The organism is Serratia sp. NA_112.1 (assembly GCF_052691715.1).
This window is the reverse complement of record NZ_JBQZFO010000005.1, coordinates 55,776-74,918: the sequence shown is the minus strand read 5'-3', so window position 1 is coordinate 74,918 and position 19,143 is coordinate 55,776. Positions and strand designations below refer to the sequence as shown.

At 53.0% G+C, this 19,143-nt stretch carries 16 protein-coding genes; 8 read left to right on the top strand and 8 right to left on the bottom strand.

The genetic code is table 11. The features are described from left to right. Position 1 precedes the first annotated feature (1 nt). The 3 genes from ACUTQ5_RS12635 to ACUTQ5_RS12625 are packed head-to-tail and all read left to right on the top strand — an operon-like array spanning position 2 to position 4,983. Complete coding sequence (locus ACUTQ5_RS12635; protein WP_445651530.1) at positions 2–1,654, top strand: hypothetical protein; 1,653 nt, start codon at positions 2–4, stop codon at positions 1,652–1,654. A 10-nt stretch (positions 1,655–1,664) separates the two neighbouring features. Continuing rightward, complete coding sequence (locus ACUTQ5_RS12630; RefSeq protein WP_445651529.1) at positions 1,665–3,581, top strand: hypothetical protein; 1,917 nt, start codon at positions 1,665–1,667, stop codon at positions 3,579–3,581. Beyond that, the gene (locus tag ACUTQ5_RS12625) at positions 3,562–4,983 is read left to right on the top strand and encodes a hypothetical protein (RefSeq protein WP_445651528.1); all 1,422 of its coding nucleotides are present in this window, start codon (positions 3,562–3,564) and stop codon (positions 4,981–4,983) included. The genes ACUTQ5_RS12630 and ACUTQ5_RS12625 overlap by 20 nt, the downstream gene beginning before the upstream one ends. Before the next feature lie 282 nt (positions 4,984–5,265). Here the strand turns inward: ACUTQ5_RS12625 and ACUTQ5_RS12620 are convergent, their stop codons facing one another. Continuing rightward, the gene (locus ACUTQ5_RS12620; protein WP_445651527.1) at positions 5,266–6,693 is read right to left on the bottom strand and encodes an MFS transporter; all 1,428 of its coding nucleotides are present in this window, start codon (positions 6,691–6,693) and stop codon (positions 5,266–5,268) included. Between the two features lie 100 nt (positions 6,694–6,793). On the opposite strand from ACUTQ5_RS12620, the gene ACUTQ5_RS12615 reads away from it, so the two are divergent. After that, positions 6,794–6,943: a hypothetical protein gene (locus ACUTQ5_RS12615; RefSeq protein ID WP_445651526.1), complete on the top strand. Its 150-nt coding sequence runs from the start codon at positions 6,794–6,796 to the stop codon at positions 6,941–6,943. Positions 6,944–6,980: 37 nt separating this feature from the next. On the opposite strand, the gene ACUTQ5_RS12610 is transcribed toward ACUTQ5_RS12615, so the two are convergent. Beyond that, on the bottom strand, positions 6,981–7,115 hold the full coding sequence (locus ACUTQ5_RS12610; RefSeq protein WP_017892788.1) for an AcrZ family multidrug efflux pump-associated protein: 135 nt from the start codon (positions 7,113–7,115) through the stop codon (positions 6,981–6,983). A gap of 597 nt (positions 7,116–7,712) precedes the next feature. Between ACUTQ5_RS12610 and osmB the strand changes: the two genes are divergently transcribed. Beyond that, on the top strand, positions 7,713–7,925 hold the full coding sequence (gene osmB / locus ACUTQ5_RS12605) for an osmotically-inducible lipoprotein OsmB (RefSeq protein ID WP_017892786.1): 213 nt from the start codon (positions 7,713–7,715) through the stop codon (positions 7,923–7,925). A gap of 433 nt (positions 7,926–8,358) precedes the next feature. Then, a complete protein-coding gene (locus ACUTQ5_RS12600) occupies positions 8,359–9,597 on the top strand; it encodes a hypothetical protein (RefSeq protein WP_445651525.1) in 1,239 nt (412 codons plus the stop codon). Positions 9,598–9,631: 34 nt separating this feature from the next. On the opposite strand, the gene ACUTQ5_RS12595 is transcribed toward ACUTQ5_RS12600, so the two are convergent. Next, entirely contained in the window at positions 9,632–11,350 is a 1,719-nt protein-coding gene (locus ACUTQ5_RS12595; RefSeq protein WP_445651524.1) for a penicillin-binding transpeptidase domain-containing protein, read from the bottom strand. Positions 11,351–11,452: 102 nt separating this feature from the next. Beyond that, the gene (mrdA, locus tag ACUTQ5_RS12590) at positions 11,453–13,378 is read right to left on the bottom strand and encodes a penicillin-binding protein 2 (protein ID WP_445651523.1); all 1,926 of its coding nucleotides are present in this window, start codon (positions 13,376–13,378) and stop codon (positions 11,453–11,455) included. Between the two features lie 283 nt (positions 13,379–13,661). Between mrdA and ACUTQ5_RS12585 the strand changes: the two genes are divergently transcribed. Continuing rightward, positions 13,662–13,943 carry a YjcB family protein gene (locus tag ACUTQ5_RS12585; protein ID WP_445651522.1) on the top strand — a complete coding sequence of 94 codons (282 nt, stop codon included), beginning with the start codon at positions 13,662–13,664 and terminating at the stop codon, positions 13,941–13,943. Positions 13,944–14,042: 99 nt separating this feature from the next. Here ACUTQ5_RS12585 and ACUTQ5_RS12580 read toward each other — a convergent pair whose 3' ends face one another. The 3 genes from ACUTQ5_RS12580 to ACUTQ5_RS12570 form a co-directional block, all read right to left on the bottom strand. Next, a complete protein-coding gene (locus tag ACUTQ5_RS12580) occupies positions 14,043–14,906 on the bottom strand; it encodes a GNAT family N-acetyltransferase (RefSeq protein WP_445651521.1) in 864 nt (287 codons plus the stop codon). Between the two features lie 99 nt (positions 14,907–15,005). After that, the gene (locus tag ACUTQ5_RS12575; RefSeq protein ID WP_445651520.1) at positions 15,006–15,443 is read right to left on the bottom strand and encodes a glyoxalase; all 438 of its coding nucleotides are present in this window, start codon (positions 15,441–15,443) and stop codon (positions 15,006–15,008) included. Positions 15,444–15,458: 15 nt separating this feature from the next. Further along, positions 15,459–16,328: a helix-turn-helix domain-containing protein gene (locus ACUTQ5_RS12570; protein WP_445651683.1), complete on the bottom strand. Its 870-nt coding sequence runs from the start codon at positions 16,326–16,328 to the stop codon at positions 15,459–15,461. 179 nt (positions 16,329–16,507) lie between these two features. Here ACUTQ5_RS12570 and ACUTQ5_RS12565 point away from each other — a divergent pair, with 179 nt between their 5' ends. After that, entirely contained in the window at positions 16,508–17,413 is a 906-nt protein-coding gene (locus ACUTQ5_RS12565; RefSeq protein ID WP_445651519.1) for a DMT family transporter, read from the top strand. Positions 17,414–17,750: 337 nt separating this feature from the next. Here ACUTQ5_RS12565 and ACUTQ5_RS12560 read toward each other — a convergent pair whose 3' ends face one another. Then, a complete protein-coding gene (locus ACUTQ5_RS12560; RefSeq protein WP_445651518.1) occupies positions 17,751–19,124 on the bottom strand; it encodes an FAD-binding oxidoreductase in 1,374 nt (457 codons plus the stop codon). Positions 19,125–19,143: the final 19 nt, after the last annotated feature.

Here is a 19,143-nt window from a genome sequence, read left to right as displayed (position 1 = left end):
CATGTTATTACTCAGAGCAAGAACTGCCACTATCAACAACATTACCTTCTTTGCCGACGACTCCGATGACAAGCAGTTCTGGTATTTGCCCGGTGATATCCATATCGCAGAAAAAGACGGGAAACCCATTTTTTCATTGATCAAATACACCGGCGACGGCAGCGGTCAGCAAGGGGGATACATCAACTTCGAGGTCAATACCTCGATCGATACCGCCCAGCTGGATGCCACCTTCAACGAATACCTGCGCAAACTCAACGTTGATCCGAAAACCGCCCGCAAGGCTCAGGTGCCGTATGACAAAGGCACGGTAAATTTCTTCGTGCTTGACGTCGGCAGCAATGCCAACGGTGAGTTGATCAGCGCGCAGTGCCCCAGCCTGTTTGGCAACAATAGCGCCATTTTCAGCGCCAAACTGACGCCGCAGCAGGCGGTGATCCTGGAAGCAGCCTTTAACCAGGCACAGGCACCGGCGGCCGTGGCCTATAACCTCAGCTTTACCGGCATCACTCCGGCGTTAAAGGTCGAGGTTGAGGCCAAGTTTGAAAGTATCTACAAAGAGTTCGATGTTAAATTTGGCGCCAATATCCCGATCCCGGTGGAAACCCCGGCCAGTTTTTGGTTGGGCTTTGACAGCGTGATTAAGAAACTGCAGCAGGATCAGAAGTTGATCATCAAGGTCACCGAGAACATACCGAGCGAGGAGGAAGCCAAAGAGAAAGAATGGGCGCTGCAGTTTGTCAAAGAGGAGATCCTGAAAAGCTTCTTCACCGCATCGCTCAAACCCAATGATGACAGCAATACCCAGGCAAAATCAGCCAGCGACTCCATCCTGGAATCTCTGCTCGCCAGCGGCAAAGAAGACGGCGGCAAAGGTGGACTGTTCCCCAGCGCCTCGCTGGAAATAAAACTGGTGCGGATCGAAGAAACCAAAAGCCTGAACTTCAACTACACCTCATCAAAAGCCCTCAGCCAGTCGGCGGTACCGCAAAACTTTATCGGCAGCGACATTCTACGTGCCAAAAAAGAGCCGCCTTACTTTATTGAAGTTAACGTTAACGATCCCTTCTTCCAGAAAATCGACTTTACCGTGCTGGGGCCGGACGGTTTTGCCGAATACGGCATTAAGGCCGCAACCTTCAAAATCGAATATAACAAACAGGTTTATACCGCCGAGCCGTTTATCGCCGATGACGGTAAATGGAGCAAGGTCATCTCTCGCAGCCCTGACAGAAATGAGCTGTTTGTGATCAACAGCGAGTATGCCTTCAAGTCTGCCGCCACCACCGGCTGGGAAGGCAGCACCAGCTACAAGCAGCCGTCGGCTTCAGCTTCGACCCTGCTGAATTTGGATCCTGGAGCGGTGCTGACCTTTAACGAGATCTCCATCTTCCTCGACCGGAAATTCTCCTGGGAGAATTACAATCAGGTGATCGTCGAACTGACTTACCTGGACGACAAACAAAGTCGCAAAACCAAGAAGTACCAGTTTAATCCGGATAAAACTGAAGAGCAGACCTTTAAGTATCGCTGCCTGACCGAGAAGCCCTGGACGGTCGATTACAAAATCACTTACCTGCTGGTCGGTGGTGACAGCGTCACGCGTGATGGCAGCGAGAATCCGCCGGCCATTGTTATTCCGGCCGTGGCATAGGTGACTGGCGATGGTCGAACGCAATACGGTATTACCAGCGGCATGGAACGCCCTGGTAAGCGCCTTGTGTCAGGAGGCGCCCTATTTACGCCACTCACTGGTGCCCGAAATCGCGCGCTTTAGCCAGGCACGCCAGGCTTCAGGCTGTTTGTCCGCGGCCTTTAACACCAGCCTGTTGGGATATAACGGCTGTCCACTGGAGTTCACCGTCTCGTCGTCAAAACCGCAGGCACTTTCCTGCACGCTGGATCCTTTTTTGCCACGCTATGCCGAAAATCGTGGGATCGAGGCTTTTTATCGGCACTACCAACAGATCACGGACTCGCCCGCACAGGACGGTGTAGAGGCATGTTTGGCCAGCGTCAGCCAGATGCAGCGCCAGGCGGCCCACCCCCTGCGGTTTGGCTCTTGGCTGGGGCGAAAATATAGCCCCGAGACGGTTAAAACCAAGGTCTACTCCGAGGTACCACCCGACAGTACGGTAGAGATTGTCTGGCCTGATTACTCCGCCGCGGCCTGCCAGCAGGCCGGCTTATCACTGCTGATGCTGGGTTATTACCCGCAACAGATAGACTCGCCTCGAGAATATTACTTTCAGTGGCACAGTGCGCTAATCACTGAGGCTGATATTGCGGCAGTCATGGCCTTTTTTGACTGTGAACGGCTGTTTCCAGCGTTGGCACCGCTGCTGGAACGTGCCCGGCAACAAACCCTGAGTCGCGAAGGTTTTCCACCCACCACCTACGGTTTTAGCCTGGTCTACGGCCCCGGTGGTGAACTGGAAAGCTTCACGCTGTTCACCATGGCGGCCAGTTTCTTTGGTGATAACCCGCGAGTTTTCCCCGCGCTGCAAGCCTTGTTGTCCCAAAGCCAACAAGCCATGCCCTTGTTGCAATCTGTCATGACCGCGCAGGTTCCTCTGCAGTTCAACGTGGTGGGGTTTTCTGTCGATACCCAGGGACGTCATGCCATCAGCTGTACTTTTAGCCCGCAAAATACTCGTTTCGAAGTGCAGCCGCAGCAACCGATTTCATCCGCCGCCAATAATAATGAGGGTTCCAGTTTAAGCGCCTTACTGAGCCAACAGTGTGCCAGCGGTGCCTTTACCGCCCATGTCAGAACCCCGGACGGACGCTGGCATCAGGATGAAAACGCCTTTGTGACCGCGCAAGTGCTACGCACTCTGGAGCACACCTCGCAGACCGAGCCTTATATCGAGAAAGCGCTCGATTTTTTAATCGCCTGTGAAACCCGCCCGTGCCATTTCAGCTTTTGGCCGCCCACTGCCCATCCGCAGTGGATGGCGAACCAGAGTATCTGCGCCGATATTGACGACACCGCGATTATCACCGAACTGCTGTACAAGTTTGGGCGCATTTCACTGACGCAGGTCAGGGAGACGATTTCGCACATGAACAGCTATCAGCTACGCCGGGTCGATCCCCGTCAGGCCGCCGAGCAGCACCAATGGGCGGAGTGCCAAAGTTTTCACACCTGGATGAAAGATGACAATGACATCCGCCAGTTGGATTGCTGCGTGAACACCAACGCGCTGATCCTGCTCCACCGGCTTGTGAGCGGTAGCGACGCCGTCTTACCGGCTTACCGACGCATTATTCAAATGCTGAATCAGGCGGTGCAATGGAGTGACAACCGTTACGACCGGCTCAGTTCGCTAACGCCCTATTACGCTCACCCCAACGAATGGCGCATTGCCCTGGAGTACGCCAGGCTGGTGGGGATCCCGCAACTCACGCCGCTGATTGATGCATTGACCCACTGGCAATGGCCCGCCGGCCAGTTGGAAAGTCCGCTCTACCGTCGGCATGACGGGCACTTTCTCTGGACCTCGTCCTGCCTGAACCAATTCAGAACTCTGGCCCAAACAGAATGCACTGAGGATAACCATGAATACCTTTCTCAATGACCTGGTAACACTGAACCAAATTATTCTGCTCAATGCCCGTGAGCAGTTTCCTGACGTTGAGGGTAAAAAGCTACGCTACCGGGCGGCAGCGCCAATGCGGGAAGACGACCTGACCGCCGAAGTCTGCACCGAAATCGTTTCAGGGGAAACCCGCTACCAGATTGCCACCAGCACCGACGGCAGCAGTTGGCGCATGCAACTGGACTTTGCCCTGAATCACTCTATCCCGCAAATTCCCTATGTGGTGCTGAGCTACACCCGCTTTGGCAGCGTCGAAGAAATGATTTTTGACCAGGTCTTGCTGACACCACAGGAAAATCGCTATCAGGCACAGCTGGATCTGTACAAACTGGAGCAACGCGACGCCTTGCTGCAGGCCTTGTCGGATTACGATGCGCAAACCACGCTGGTGGTGACCGTCAAAACCGAGCACGGCCTCACCAACACCGTCACCGACCCTAAAGTTTTCTATTTTGCCGAAAACTATTATCCGTATATCTATCAGGGTATTGTGCCGCCACCGCCGCGCCTGCAGCTGATCCTCACGCCATTGCAGTATCAGCAACTCTGGTATAACTACTATCAGGACTACGTGCGCAAGAATTACCTTTATTACCTGCCAGATACCTTCCTGCTGGGCACCGATACCGATGGCAAGCCGATGCTGTCGATATCCTTTTCCGCCGGCGAGCACGCAACCTCGCTGGGGGATATCAAAGTGACCTTTGACTACTTCCTGTCGCCCAAAGTGAATCAGGGGCGCATTGCCGATGCCACGGCACAGTTTTCACAAATGCAACCGGACGCCCGACTGGCGCCCTTCGCCAATGCGGACTCACTGGCGTTGCAGTTGGCGTTGCCTGAAGGCAAAACCGAGGAAAAAAATGCGCTGATCAACCTGCAAAGCGGCATTGTCGATTCATTCACGCTGCCCGCTCAGCAGTTCGCGTTGATCTGGGACGCGCTATTTGATCGATCGCCGCAAAACCTGTTGCTGAAAGGCTATTTGGCGGTGCAGTTTATCGGTTTTAACCCGGATAACCTGCCGGTGGTACTGGCGTTGGATGCCAAATATCAGAGTAAGGTACGGGACTTTATCAAACAGACGGCACCGGTCGATATCTACAAAACCATTGAATTCAGAAGCGATAGCGGAGCTTACGACCCCTCTGGGCCACGGCCGATCAAACGCATTTTGGTGAATATCGATAACCAAACCGTCGAATTGAACAGGGAACACCCCAACCATGACGTCACGGTCAAAGTCTCGGCATTGGATCTGATCCTCAACCCGGATAAAAAGCTGATTTATCATTACGACCTGCAGGTTTTCTACGTCGAAGGCGGCATGACGCCCTACTACGATAAAACCTCCAGCTTTGAGATCATTTACGTCCCCTGAGGAGCGATCAGTCTGCTGTTGGCATCTGCAGCAGACTGCGCAGAGACAGCATAATCAACCGACCCGAGGGATCGGCCCCCCACTGAAAAGAGGCCAATCGTTCTCATTTCAATCACGGCAAAAGTGAACGTGACCTGGGGTTGACATTCCGACCGTTGGAACAAACGCTTCAGGATACGGTGGCCTGGTTGAGCTATCAGCGCAAGCCCGGCTGATCCGCCAGACTTTGTCCATTAAGCCGTTGTGTTTCGAGTTAGTCGGCCCAGCCCGCCGACTAAATCACTACCTGCCGTAATCCGCGTCCGGTTTAAAAGCGGCAGGGTTTTTGATGGTCATCACCAGCGCGATGGCCACCAATACGCCAGCCGCCAGGTAAGTCACCCGCATGCCATGGGATATCACCTCTGCCGTCGCCAACTTGATATCGTCGGTGTTCGCCGCCAGCATAAACAACGCGCCCATGGCAGAAGCGCCGGTGATCAAACCAAGATTACGTGACAGGTTAACCATGCCGGAGATCACGCCGCGCTGCTCAGGGGCTGCGTGCTTCATCAGCGCGGTATTATTGGCGACCTGAAATAGCGAGTAACCCAGCGTAATCAGGCAAAGGGGAGTCACATAACTGAAAACTCCCTCACTTAACGACATCATTGACATCACGCCCGCCCCCAGAGTCATGACGGCCAGCCCCACGGCAGTGATTTTTTTTGCCCCCAGACGATCCACCAGTCGGCCGGCAGGCACACTGAACAAAGCGGCTACCAGCGGCCCGGCTGACATCGCCAGCCCGGCCTGTCCTACCGTCAACCCCAAACCGCGCGTCAGATAAAACGGCCCCACGACCAGCGACGTCATCATCACCGTCATCACCAGTGCGCTCATCATCAACCCACGCCTCAGCCCTGGCTGGCGGAACAGCGCCGGCTGTATCAGAGGAGATGCCGAGTTGTTTTCCAGCCGTATGAACAGCCCGGTTCCCAGCCCCGCGCACAGCAACAACAGCAAATTGATGGCGCCGAAATCACCATGCCCCAGCGTCATCGACAGCGCGTAGCATGCCAGTGTCACACCAAGCAGCAAAGTGCCGGGTAAATCAAACCGGTCGCTCTCCGATTGCGGTTGCGGCCGACCGTGCGGCAGATAACGGTAAGCCAGCAGCAAGGCCAGCAGGCCCAGCGGAAGGGTAACCAAAAACACCGCACGCCAGCCAAAGCCAAAAATCAATGCCCCCCCCAGTGAAGGGCCAAGCGCGGTGCCAATCGCCGACATGCTGCCAAGCAGCCCCATGGCACGGCCGGTATTTTCTTTGCCCAACGTCTCACCAACCAGCGCCATGGTCATCGCCATCATTACTGCCGCCCCCAACCCCTGTGCAATGCGGGCCGTCAGCAGCAGCCAGATATCAGGCGCAATGGCACAGAGTGCGGAAGCGACGCTGAACAGGCCAATCCCCAGCAGCAGCAGGCGGCGTCGGCCAATGCTGTCTCCCAGACGCCCAACAGCGATGATAGAGGTGGTAATGGTCAGCAGATAGACGAGCATCACCCACTGCACCGCCTGAAACGAAGTGTTGAACGCCTGTGCCAACGTGGGTAAACCGATGTTGGCGATGCTGGCCCCCAGTGATGAAACCAGCATCGACAAGGAAAGGCTGGCGAGGATCCCACCGATATGGGGGCTGGGGGCGGTATGCTGAGTAATTGGCTTCATAGTCTGACTCCTGAAAAGAACCTGTCAGTAGCCTATGTCAGCCAATAGCCTGGCGGAAGACGCAGCATATGCAGTTTATTAGTGCATACGACGCCATGTTATGGCCGAGTTAATCGGCTTTGCGCACGAAGTGGCGGATCAAATCGTCTTTGTGGATCAGGGAAAAGCGGTGGAGACGGGGACGGCGCAACCGGTGCTGGATGCACCACAGCACCAAAGAACGCGTGATTTCCTGGCAACGGTACTCTAAAACTGCATCGGGGGCATTGCGCCCCCGATCATTAAATTCAGTCTTTTTTCCGGCCAATGGCAGAGAAAAGATTACACAGCTCACCCAGACCATAAATCGAGCCAAGCAGTACGGCTATCATTACCGGCACCAGGATCACCACGGTTGCCAAACTCTCAATCATTTCTAACATCGTCGTTTCCTGGTTTTAAACAGAGAACCCTCTTCCGAACCTGAGGCCTTCCCCTTGTATATCATAAGGTTATTTTTTGGCTGATTTCAATGTGTGATACAGGTCACAACCAACTTCGCTAATGTAACTTACACAGTTACATTACCACAATATAAAAAAATGCTTTCTTCCATGCTCCTGCGGTCTCCCTGCCGCGCTCACACAACGCCTTCCACAGACTGGCGGTTGCCCATATTTTGATAACGTTAAGTTATCATTTTTTAAGCAAGCATTGAATCAACCAATAGAATAAACATATGTTTTCCAGAAGAGTCTCTCTTGTGTACTGCGTCGATAAGTCGTGAGAACGACTAACTGGCGTAGCGGCAGCGGTATACCTGCGATAGGTCGCTCATCTTGGTTGGTCAGGCTGAGAAACTGTCTGTTTTATCGCCAGCCCAGAACATGGTAACCGCGAAATACAATCCGGTCGCTCAAAATTAAGAATATTTACCTATTCTATTTTCCTGTGCAGGAATACATTCATCTCAACTTTTACCGGCCGATTAACCCGCGCTTTATTTTTCCGTTAATTAGGCAATTTACCAGGAAACTCTTATGAACTTTAAACGTGCCGCAGGTGTGATGGTTGTTGTTATGGCAACCCTTTCTGTAACTGCATGTGGGAATATGTCCCACCGCGATCGCAACACCGCGATCGGTGCCGGCGTCGGCGCATTGGGTGGTGCCGTCTTGACCGACGGCAGCACGCTGGGGACCTTGGGCGGCGCAGCATTGGGCGGCATCATCGGTCACCAGACCAGCCGCTGATCCCACCAGCAAAAATATCCTTCTCAGATCGGTTATTATCTTAAAAATAACCGATCTGAAATGTACACCACTCCATTATTTTACCCATGCCCAATAATTAATATTATCAACATAATTTGAACCCAATAAAATATACTCCACTGATAAAAAAACCTGATACCACCACCACTCCCCTTCGCTTCCCAACGACGCCACAACGGATGTTACTGCTGTTCTTACCCGGCCATTTTTATTTCTTGACTTACATAACTTCAGGATTATAGTTTCAAAATGAAATGTGAAACAAAGTTTCGTATTTGAAACCTTACCAAATTTAAAATAATAAACACTTAACTAAAACTTGTCTCATATATAAAACCTTGCGAGAAATTCCATTATTTTGTGGCGGAATACGCTCGCTTTATTAAACGTCAGGTGTCATCAGGGGAAAGTCATGCGCAAAGTCTTTATCGCATTTTTACTATTTTCACCAATTAGTTACGCCAACACCCTCACGCCAGCCAGTGAGAAGCCTGTCACGAAACCTGAGGTAAAAAAGAGTAGTCCGGCATTCCCCCATCTGCATTGGCAAAATGAGGATAATAATAAAAACATTGATATCGGTGGTGCATTACGCGCCAACTACCGTTATGAAGACTGGGGTAGCAGTAATTACCGTAATCCCCCCCACTTGCGTTTTGATGCCTTCCGCATTGATGCCAATGGCAATTATAACGACGCCTTCTTTGATTCCGGCTTTTGGTTTCAGGACCGCCGAAAATACGCCATCGACCGTGCCTATGTCGGCTATCACCTGAGCGGGAATTCTGACCTGCAGCTCGGCGCACCTTTCAAACCCTTTGGTTTGCAGCCTTATCCCCAGTTCGGCTGGTCCTACGGCATCCCGTTTTATCTCGGTTTCGGGGTCAATAACGGGTTAGGTGCCAAATACCAATTCCATGACCATGGCTGGGCGCTGGATGCCGCCTATTTCCCCCGCATGATGCCGGCAGGCGTGCGCTATGCGCCGGAAGTGGGCAATTTCGACGATCTGAAAAATACCAACTATGGTTCGCAACATTTGCAAACCAACGAGAAGCGCGATCAGGTGAACCTGCGTCTGGCGCGTGAATTCCATCAGGGCGACTGGAACAACGAGCTCGGCGGTTCGCTGGCGGTTTCCCGGCTCTATAATCATGACACCGGGGATAATGGCACCTACTGGGCGACAGGCCTGCATGCTTTGGTGAACTACGAGCCGTGGCATCTGTCGACGCAAATTATCCGTTATTCTTATGACGCCAAAGGGCCTGAAGGAGCCAACAATTCGGTAATTTTAATGGGGGGTAATGGCCTGACGCCAGCCTATTTGATTCCGGCGCAGGCCACCACTGCGTCAATCAATCTGGCGCGTGATGTCGAAGTGGCCTGGGGAGCAGTGAAAAAACTGCGTTTTTATAACGACTACAGCGTGTTGTGGAAGGATAAGGACGGCGGTTCCGACTCTAAAATGAACACCCTTGGAGTGCAGGTCTTTGCCCTGCCGGTGATGGTGTGGGTTGATCTGACCTGGGCGCAAAACGCCAACCCCTGGGGGGGTGCCGAAAACGCCACCGGCTGGACCAGCGCCCAGTCCTCCGGCAGCAATAAATGGTATTTCCGCACTAACCTGAACATCGGCTACTACTTCTGATCCGTTCCCCCTCCATCGAGGGGGAAACATTACATTAGCCCTTAACTTGAGACACCACGTTCAACGGCTGAGCATCAGGCAGAATGTTCATGTGTTCCAGCACCTGAGCCATAATTTTGCCAAATACTGGGCCGGCCACCGAACCACCGAAGTGTTTGCCGGCTTTCGGGTTATTAACCATCACCACCAGCGCTACCTGCGGATCGCTGGCCGGTGCCACACCGGCGGTGTAGTTGATGTAACCGCCGTCGTATTTGCCATTAGGCCCCATCTTCTCTGCGGTACCGGTTTTAATCGCCAACCGGTAGCCAGGCACTGCGGCGCTGAGCCCGCTGCCACCTGGCAAAGCATCGCTTTCCATCATATGCACTACGGTTTTTACCGTATCTTCCGGCAGGATCCGTTGCCCCATTACCGGCGGCGTGACTTTGGTTATCGACAATGGCCGATAAACGCCGTAGGAACCAATAGTGGCATATTCACGCGCCATCTGTAACGGCGTGACCCGCAGACCGTAGCCAAAGGAGAAGGTAGCACGTTCGATATCCGCCCAGCGCTCACGGTGCTGAGGCAAGTAGCCGCTGCTCTCGTTACCAATCCCCAGGTCGGTCGGCAGCCCGAGACCGAAACTTTTGTAAACCGCCGGTAACACGGTAGCAGGCAGTGCCAGTGCAATATGTGAAACGGCGATGTCACTGGATTTTTGCAGTACTCCGGTAATGGTCAGTTTCGTCCAGTGGCCCACGTCCTTGATTAAATGACCATTTACCCGGTAAGGCGTGGTATCCAGCACGGTATCCGGCCTGATTAGGTGGTGCTCCAGCCCGACCATCACCACCACGGGTTTCACCGTGGAGCCGGGTTCGAAACTGTCGCTGCTGCATACGTTGCGAATATCTTTTGTCGGCGTACCTGCAAAGTTGTTTGGATTAAATGACGGGTAGCTGGCCATGCCCAGCACCTCGCCGGTATTCACCTTCACCAACACCGCACAGCCGGAGTCTGCCTGGTTGGCCACCACGCCATCACGGATCTGCGCATACAGCACGTACTGGATAAATTTGTCGATGCTCAACGTGACGTTCGGCGGAGGCACAGGATCGACATTTTTGATCACGCCAATCACCGCTCCGCTGCCATCCTTCTGGTAAACGCGCAGCCCGTTCTTGCCCTGCAGCAGGTGGTTAAAGCCCAGTTCGATGCCTTCCAACCCCTGATTATCCTGTCCGACAATACCGATCAGCCCAGCAGCATCCTGACTCATCGGATAAAAGCGGCTGAAGTCCTGCTCGGTGCTGACACCGGTCAAATGCAGCTTGCTGATATAGCTGGCATTATCATCTTCAACCTTACGTGCCAGATAAACAAAACGCTTGTGGGCATTAGTCTGAATCAGCTTCTGCACCTCGGTCAGCGGCATCTTCAGCACGTTGGCCAGGCTCTGCCAGCGTTCATTGGTGATATCGGTATGGCTATCGAGAATATGTTTGGGATCCAGCACGATATCGCGTGAAGACACGCTCACGGCCAGCGCTTCACCATTGCGGTCGGTGATCATTCCCCGGTTGGTCGGCAACACCTGGGTGCGGATCGAACGCTGATCCGCCTGGTCAGTCAGTTGCTGATGCTCCAACAGTTGTAAATAGCCCACTCGAAACGCCAGCAGGAAAAAGCAAACCAGTATCCCGGCGCAGATCCAGCCAAAGCGAAGGGTTGAATAATTTTTACCGCTTTTTTTTATTAATGGCGCCACTGTTAACCCTGCGTTTTTATTAAAGTTATGTAATGATTTCAGTCTACCCTGACGAAAATCTTTAGAAGATTGCAGTTTGTAAGAAAGTAAAAACAAACGCGTTTACTGTTGCACATCCGCGCTGTCGTTTAACCCCGGCTTAACTTCCTGTCCTTGCTCAGGCTGCGGAGCGTTGGCCGGGTCAAATATATGGTCGAGGATCGCCCGCGCCGTCGGCCCTGCTACCACACCGTCACCACCGCCGTTTTCCAGAATCAGCGCCATCGCTACCCGTGGATTTTTATAGGGGGCAAACAGCGTATAGAAGATATGATCACGCAGCCGCACCGGGATCATTTTGGCGTTATAGGTCTGATTTTCTTTCAGCCCAAACACCTGTGAAGTCCCGGACTTGGCGGCAATTTGGTACGGCGCGGTATGGAACAGCTTGTAGCCGGTCCCGTTTGGCAGGTTGGCCATACCATACATGCCGTTGCGCACAATGCCCCAATACGGCGATTTGGCATCGCCAATCTGCGCGGTCTGCTTCGGCGGTTGATAGAGGCTCACCTGGCGACCCTGGCGCAGGGAATACAGCAAATGCGGGGTTTTCACCTTGCCGTTATTGATAAGCGTAGTGAGTGCCTTCACCATCTGGATTGGCGTGGCGACCCAATATCCCTGGCCGATACCCACCGAGATAGTATCCCCCTGGTACCAGGTTTTTTTATGCACCCGCTGCTTCCATTCGCGGCTTGGTAAGACACCGCGATATTCTTCGTTAAGATCAATGCCGGTAGCCTGGCCGTAACCAAACCTGCTCAGCCAGCTATGAATGCGGTCAATGCCCATTTCATACGCCACCTGATAGAAGAAAGTATCAGCAGACTCTTCAATCGCCTTGGTCACGTTCAGCATCCCATGGCCGCTTTTCAGCCAGTCACGATAGCGGCGCTGAGTCCCCGGCAATGTCCAGGTCGGTGCGCCAAAGAAGGTGGTATTGGGGGTGATCACCCCGGCGAACAGAGCAGAAGTCGCCATGTAGGGCTTCACGGTAGATGCCGGTGGATAAAGCCCCTGGGTTACGCGGTTAATCAGTGGCAAATCGGGGTTAGCCAGCAAGGATTTATAGGCGGAATAACTGATGCCCTTCACGAAAGGATTGGGATCATAGCTGGGGCTGGAAACCATCGCCAGAATACCGCCGTCACGCGGATCCTCGACCACCACCGCCGCTCGCTGCCCCTTCAATACCGACTCGATATACTGCTGCAGCGACAGGTCGAGCGTCAGATAGATATTCTTGCCCGCCTGTGGCGGCTGCTCCTTCAGCAGGCGAATGACCCGTCCGTGGTTATCCACCTCCACTTCCTGATAGCCGGTAGTGCCGTGCAGTTCAGACTCATAATAGGCCTCAATGCCCTGTTTGCCGATATTGTGGTCGGCGGCGTAGTTCTCACTAAGACCGGCTTTATCCAGCCGCTTCAAATCAGCGTCATTGATTTTCGATACGTAACCCACCACATGAGCCAACTCGGCACCGTACGGATATTCCCGTTGCTGATAGGTATCGATGGTTACCCCATCAAAGCGGTACTGATTGACCGCAAAGCGCGCCACCTCAGTCTCGGTCAGTCCGCTTTTCAGCGTCACCGGCTTGTAGCGACCGTTATGGTGCATATCATCTCGAAAGGCAGTGATGTCTTCGGGGCTAAGATCGACAATCGGCGTCAGCTGTTGCAGCAACGCGGTCATGTTTTCGATTTTGCTGGGGACGACCTGAAGTTGGTAAAGCGTAATATTACGCACTAATGGGATGCCGTTGCGGTCGAAGATCAACCCACGACTCGGGGCAATCGGCACCATTTTAATGTCGTTCTGATTGGAGCGAGTTTGGTAGAACCCATGCTGTTTGACCTGCAATCGATACAGGTTGGCGACCAGCACGCCAAAACAGGCGACGACCAGCACCATGGCCACGCCGGCACGGCGAATGAACAGCATTTCCTCTGCGGAATGATCACGAATTTTATCTTTTAATCGGGCCATGCGTGGCGAGTTACCTGTCAGACGTCACAATTTCCCAAGATAAATCAGGGTCGTGAAAAGTCGGCAAGCATAGCGTTATTGGCAAAGTCTCCCCATGAAAAGGTTGCTAATGAAATGGCATAAATGTTTCAGCATGTTGGAATGTTACCAAATGCCGATTTTTCTGCCGCTCAGGGATTGAGACGTAATTTATGCCAGTGCTACAATGTGACGCAGATCACACTAATTAATTTTTGCCCGCACAGCCCCCACCGGTTGCGGATTTTTCCAAGGACCATGTTCGATGAGTGCCATTGCCACAGGTTTTATCATGATGCGCTGGGAATTACTGAGCGCCGTTATGATGTTTATGTCCAGCCAGCTAAACGTCGTTTGCCGTAAGACCAGCCGCAACGGCATGGCATTTATGTTCAGCAGCCTGGGGCTGTTCACCACCTGCTGGTTCGTCATGGGCCTGATGGGCATCAGTTTCAGCCAGGAAGGTTTTACGCAGTTCTGGTCACACGCCTGGGATATTTATGTCGAAGTGGCCAGCAACACCCCCACCAACTGGCCACTGCCGTAAATACCGCTGCCCGGCAGTTGAACTCAACCGCCGGGCCAGAAAGAACTACCGCTATGCCACCTTATGGCAATGCACCGCCGCGAACCCTTAATTTCAATTCTATGACCAGGCTTGCGAAACCAGTGCAAAAGTCTGTGCAAGATGACAATCCTGTCTTTGAGGTGTGCCACGAACCATGATGGTGGGCGTATCAATACAGGGTAAACCCCGTCCAATCAGCCATTCGCCAAGACCGGTATCCAGCGGTGTATCTACCCGTACAAACTGACCGCTGCAAGGCTGGCACAAGGCATCAATCAGGGCAATGGCCCCGGTAAGCTCAGATGCAACCACCGGGCCGATCACACTGCCATAACCAAAACGACGTCGCAGGGCAAAACCCACAGCAATACCCTGTCGTTCCAGCACCAACACCTGCTCGGCATTTGCCAACAATGCTACCCACAACGGCTGACGCTGCAGGCCACTGGCGGCAAAATCCAGCTCAGTCAGTAAGGCAATGTCCGCTGGCAATGCCGGGCGCAGGGTTAAAGCTGGCGGCAAAGGCTCGGTATTGCGCATTGGCAGCTCCCGGCATTGATGTTGCGCCAAGGGCCCCAGATCGATAAACCCCAACTGCCGATACAGCGGTTTTCCTTGATCGCTAGCCACCAGGTGAAGCTGATAATCGCCCAGGGGTGTCATCAGTCGCTGCATCATCGCCCTGGCAATACCTTGCCCACGATGCTGCTCGGCAACAATCACCAACCCCAGCGTGGCACGTTGTTCACCCCACAACCAACGCAGCGCACAACCCACCACCTTATCTTCGGCCTCGGCTATCACACCGGCCCCCAATGACCACGCCAGTTGCCAATCTTCCCCTCGATGAGGCCACTGCGCCTGCTGCGACAGCTCGAACGCGGCCGGAAGATCCTTTTCAAGCATTGGGCGTAGCTTTATGCTCGGTTTTGCCTGGGGCACCTTTATCTCCTGATTCAAATACCGTGAATGTAATACGCCAAACGGCTACCGCGTCATCTATTCCCTCGAAGATTCTCTGGGGAGAACGTTGATTAACGATTAATCACGCAACCAAGGGGTAAAGGTCACGCCGATCAACAGCCCTTCCGGGCTGAGCAAGCGGGTGACGCTCTGGCCCCAGGGTTCTTCACGGTTAGCTACCAGCAGGCGATAACCGCGATCAATCAATCCCTGAGTTGCCAGTGCCATATCGGCAACGTCAAACTCCATCCAGGCCTGTGGTACCGGCAAATCGGCCGGCCATTGCTCACTGCCGAAGCAGGACTGTGCGGCCTGCGCCAACGACCACAGGGCGAAGTGTTTCACGCCCTCCAGCACACCATGTTCAGTCAGCAAATAATCGGCATTGCCGTCCATCGGCTTCAGCGGCAGCCCCAGCGCATCCGCGTAGAACGCTTTACTTTGTTCCGTTTGCTGGGTAATCGGCCCAAATCCGGCGATAAACAACACGCCCAGTCCTGCGAACTGCTGTTCCATGTTCTCTCCTGTTGGCTAACGCCCCCGACGCATTTGTGTCGGGGAAAATCCATAGGCCGCCTTAAAGCGGTTACTGAAATGGCTGGAGGAACTAAAACCGCATTCCAGCGCAATCTGCGTCAGTGGCAGCAGGCTGTGACGCAGCAGTTTTTCTGCCTGCTGCAGCCGCGCGCGCATCACAAACTGGTGTGGTGCCAGACCGGTGTCATGTTTGAACATCCGGGCAAAGTGGAACTCACTCAGCCCCGCCTGCGCCGCCAGGTCTGCCAGCAACAACGGTTGGTCTAGATGCTGCTCAATATATTCTTTCACCCGTCTGGCAACCGCTGGAGACAGGCCGCCGCGGACCTGCGGCAACGCCCATTGCAGTTGGCTGTAGCGCTGGATCAGGTGCGACATCAACAGGGTTGTGGCACTGCTGAGTGCCAGTTGGTTGCTGCGCTCCTGCCAGTTACAGTTAAGTAAAAACTGGCGATACAGCAGTGTGATCTGCGGATCCTCGCCAAAGGCGCATGATTCGAGGTCAATCGCCGCCGGGCTGCGATCCCAGGTTTGCTCTGCCACCTGACGCAAATGACGATCGGTGCAGTAAAGGTGCACAAAAGACAAATCGCTGCGCACGTCCCAGGTAGATTCATACTGACGCGGCATAATACAAAAGCGATCCGGCCCGCCGCCGTTCTTCCAGCCACCGGGGACTTTTTGATAACACTCATAACCGTCGGCAACATACAGACTCAAAGTATGGTGATCGGCGCTTTCCTGGGTAATACGGTCGTTGCAGTTGGACCAAGCGGCCAGTTCCACGCCAGAACCCAGCCGCACGCTGTTGTGCAACCGCGCTTTATGTTCCCGCAGTGTTTCAAACGCCTTGTAGCCGGACATCGCCGCCTCCCTTTTCACCCATCCCTCCAGTGTAGAGAGTGGCGCAGCGCCACACCAGCCGTCAGTCCGCGCTATTGCCAAAAAAAGCGCAAGAATATGCAATTGCCAGCAAAGCACGGAAAGCACGGCGGCGTGCAGTGGCTGATACTGCCTTTCTATTGTTTTCGCCGGAGTTTATTATGAACACGCTGCTGTACCTTGCTGTGGTGCTGATTTGGGGCACCACCTGGATTGCGATTACCCTGCAACAGGAAGGGCCAGTGGCCATTCCCGTGTCCATCAGTTACCGCTTTGTGGTCGCCGCGCTGGTGATGTTGGTCATTCTGCTACTGGCACGTCGCCTGCGCCGCATTGCTCTGGGCGACCATCTGTTTTGCCTCCTGCAAGGCTGCTGCGTGTTCGGGTTTAACTTTTACTGCTTCTACCATGCTGCGGCCTATATCAGCAGCGGGCTGGAGTCGGTGATTTTCTCAATGGCGGTATTGTTCAACGCGGTCAACGGCATGATTTTCTTCCGCCAGCGCCCCAGCCCGAACCTGCTACCGGCGGCGGTGCTGGGTATCACCGGGATCGTCGCCCTGTTCTGGCAAGATCTGGTCGCAACACAAATGGCACCGGAGCTGTTGAAAGGCATTGGGTTAAGCGCGCTCGGCACTTTCGGTTTTTCACTGGGCAATATGATCAGCTCCCGTCACCAGCGGCGCGGACTGGACATTTTGTCCACCAATACCTATGCCATGAGCTACGGCGCAGTCCTGATGGCGCTGATCGCCCTGGCTCAGGGCGCGTCATTTCAAATTGAATTCAGCACCCGCTATATCGGTTCGCTGCTGTATCTGGCAATTTTCGGTTCGGTGATTGCCTTTGCCGCCTATTTCAGCCTGCTGGGCCGTATTGGTGCCGGTGCCGCAGCCTACAGCACCCTGTTGTTCCCACTGGTGGCACTGAGCATTTCAACAATCTATGAAGGCTATCAGTGGCACCTGAATGCGGTGATTGGCCTGTGCCTGATCCTGCTCGGTAATCTGGTGATGTTCGCCAAACCGGGCCGGTTCACGGCTTTCTGGCGACGCCGGGCGGTGTAAATAAAAGCGTCTTTGCTACCCGTTGGTAACACCTGACTAACGACCGACCCGGCTTACCGCCTTAAAAAAATCCCCCGAAATGTTCGGCTCCTTTTACGCGCTTGAGGCTGAGAAACCGCTACAATTTTTTGCGGACAGACTCACCAACTGTGCCGTATTGGGTTTTAGGGAGTAGCGGAACCAGAAACACTGTTAACTGGTCAATTTAAATGGGTATTTATTGTTAAATCATTAAATTACCGTCTAATAGGTGCTACTGATAAACTTTGCTATGCCGAAGAAATAACGCCCCTACATGTATACCCAGATGCCAGAGGCGAGCGTTTAGTCAGATCGGCTACTCATCTTGCAAAAATTTGACGTTAATAAAAATTTCAAAGGGATCATATTGTTGACGTAACTCACATAGTCGTTGCCAGTTTTTCGGCAGATAACAACATTCAACTTGTTGGGCGCGAGATTCAAGATCGAACTCATTGATATAACTGCCGCAAGAGAGTTCAGCCAGTTTGTCATAAAGAGAGAGAAGCCATTGACGATTAGCTAGATCGTCTTGCTCTTCATACCATTGCAAATAAGTAGAGACAAAAAAACGACCTTTCACCGAGTAAGCTGCATCGGGGAAGGTTTGTTCCCCACGCCAGGTTAAGAGTGTAATGCCTGCTGGTGAAGGCTGTTCTGGCAGAGCCACATCAAACACACGACCTACAGCCTGGATGCGATCGGTTATGATATTGTCACTACGAAAGTGCCGTCCAATCAGCATTCCTTCACCTTGTAGATAAATATCTTCAAAACTGCTATTCGGAAGTTCTGTTAGTACAGTGATGAGGTAGGAAGGGATCAATTGTATTAGACTTCGTTGAAGTGCAGCACTTTCCTGTTCATTATCAGTGAAAGCAATGATATTCAGTATCAATGTATGAGGTTGATCGGGTTGAGGGTGCATTAACCCAATCATGATTTGAATTCGAGGATCCCAAGTTTGACCTTCAATTACTTCCAATAATATGCTTAGTGCATTATAAGGTAATTGATATACGTGGTTGGCAATTGCTTTTGGCATGGGGTGGCATTTAAGGTAAAAACGAACGACAACGAAAAAAGCATTAGGCCCTGCACCACGTGCAGCCCAAAAAAGATCAATGTTTTCTTCCGCGCTAGCATGACATAATTGCCCATCAGCGGTGATCAAATCCACCGCTTCAATATTAAACACGCTCATACCTCCCCAGGCTGTAGTGTTAATACCCATCCCACCGCCGAGGAGAAACCCACTAAGCGCGACCTGACCCGCATGCCCGGTGGGAAACGCCAATCCATAGCGTTTTAATTGATGGCTAAGTTCACGTGCAGTGACGCCAGGACCTATCTGAGCCAAAGAATTATCAGGGTCAACCTGGATTTCACGTAATGCTGAAATATCCAACAGAATACTATTATTACGTAGAAAGCAACCCGAATAGCTGTGCCCTCCTGCACTCACACTGAGCGGATGACGATGTTGATACGCAAAATTTATCGTATCAACGACATCTTCTACGGATTGGGCCCGTACAATCATTTCGGGCATACGTCCAAAATTTCGTTTATTCCAGGCCGATTGTCGCAACCACCCAGGATACTCAGGATGATAGCGTGAACGTACTCGTCCGGCCAGTTGGAGAGTAAAACTACGGTAGGAATCGGCATAACAGTTTGTCTCTTTCATAGATAGCTCCTGTCATGAA

Excerpts from the sequence above, each read along its gene's own strand:
- ACUTQ5_RS12635 (WP_445651530.1), top strand. The coding sequence starts at position 2 with ATGTTATTACTCAGAGCAAGAACTGCCACTATCAACAACATTACCTTC.
- ACUTQ5_RS12630 (WP_445651529.1), top strand. The coding sequence starts at position 1,665 with ATGGTCGAACGCAATACGGTATTACCAGCGGCATGGAACGCCCTGGTA.
- ACUTQ5_RS12625 (WP_445651528.1), top strand. The coding sequence starts at position 3,562 with ATGAATACCTTTCTCAATGACCTGGTAACACTGAACCAAATTATTCTG.
- ACUTQ5_RS12620 (WP_445651527.1), bottom strand. The coding sequence starts at position 6,693 with ATGAAGCCAATTACTCAGCATACCGCCCCCAGCCCCCATATCGGTGGG.
- ACUTQ5_RS12615 (WP_445651526.1), top strand. The coding sequence starts at position 6,794 with ATGGCCGAGTTAATCGGCTTTGCGCACGAAGTGGCGGATCAAATCGTC.
- ACUTQ5_RS12610 (WP_017892788.1), bottom strand. The coding sequence starts at position 7,115 with ATGTTAGAAATGATTGAGAGTTTGGCAACCGTGGTGATCCTGGTGCCG.
- osmB (WP_017892786.1), top strand. The coding sequence starts at position 7,713 with ATGAACTTTAAACGTGCCGCAGGTGTGATGGTTGTTGTTATGGCAACC.
- ACUTQ5_RS12600 (WP_445651525.1), top strand. The coding sequence starts at position 8,359 with ATGCGCAAAGTCTTTATCGCATTTTTACTATTTTCACCAATTAGTTAC.
- mrdA (WP_445651523.1), bottom strand. The coding sequence starts at position 13,378 with ATGGCCCGATTAAAAGATAAAATTCGTGATCATTCCGCAGAGGAAATG.
- ACUTQ5_RS12585 (WP_445651522.1), top strand. The coding sequence starts at position 13,662 with ATGAGTGCCATTGCCACAGGTTTTATCATGATGCGCTGGGAATTACTG.
- ACUTQ5_RS12575 (WP_445651520.1), bottom strand. The coding sequence starts at position 15,443 with ATGGAACAGCAGTTCGCAGGACTGGGCGTGTTGTTTATCGCCGGATTT.
- ACUTQ5_RS12570 (WP_445651683.1), bottom strand. The coding sequence starts at position 16,328 with ATGTCCGGCTACAAGGCGTTTGAAACACTGCGGGAACATAAAGCGCGG.
- ACUTQ5_RS12565 (WP_445651519.1), top strand. The coding sequence starts at position 16,508 with ATGAACACGCTGCTGTACCTTGCTGTGGTGCTGATTTGGGGCACCACC.
- ACUTQ5_RS12560 (WP_445651518.1), bottom strand. The coding sequence starts at position 19,124 with ATGAAAGAGACAAACTGTTATGCCGATTCCTACCGTAGTTTTACTCTC.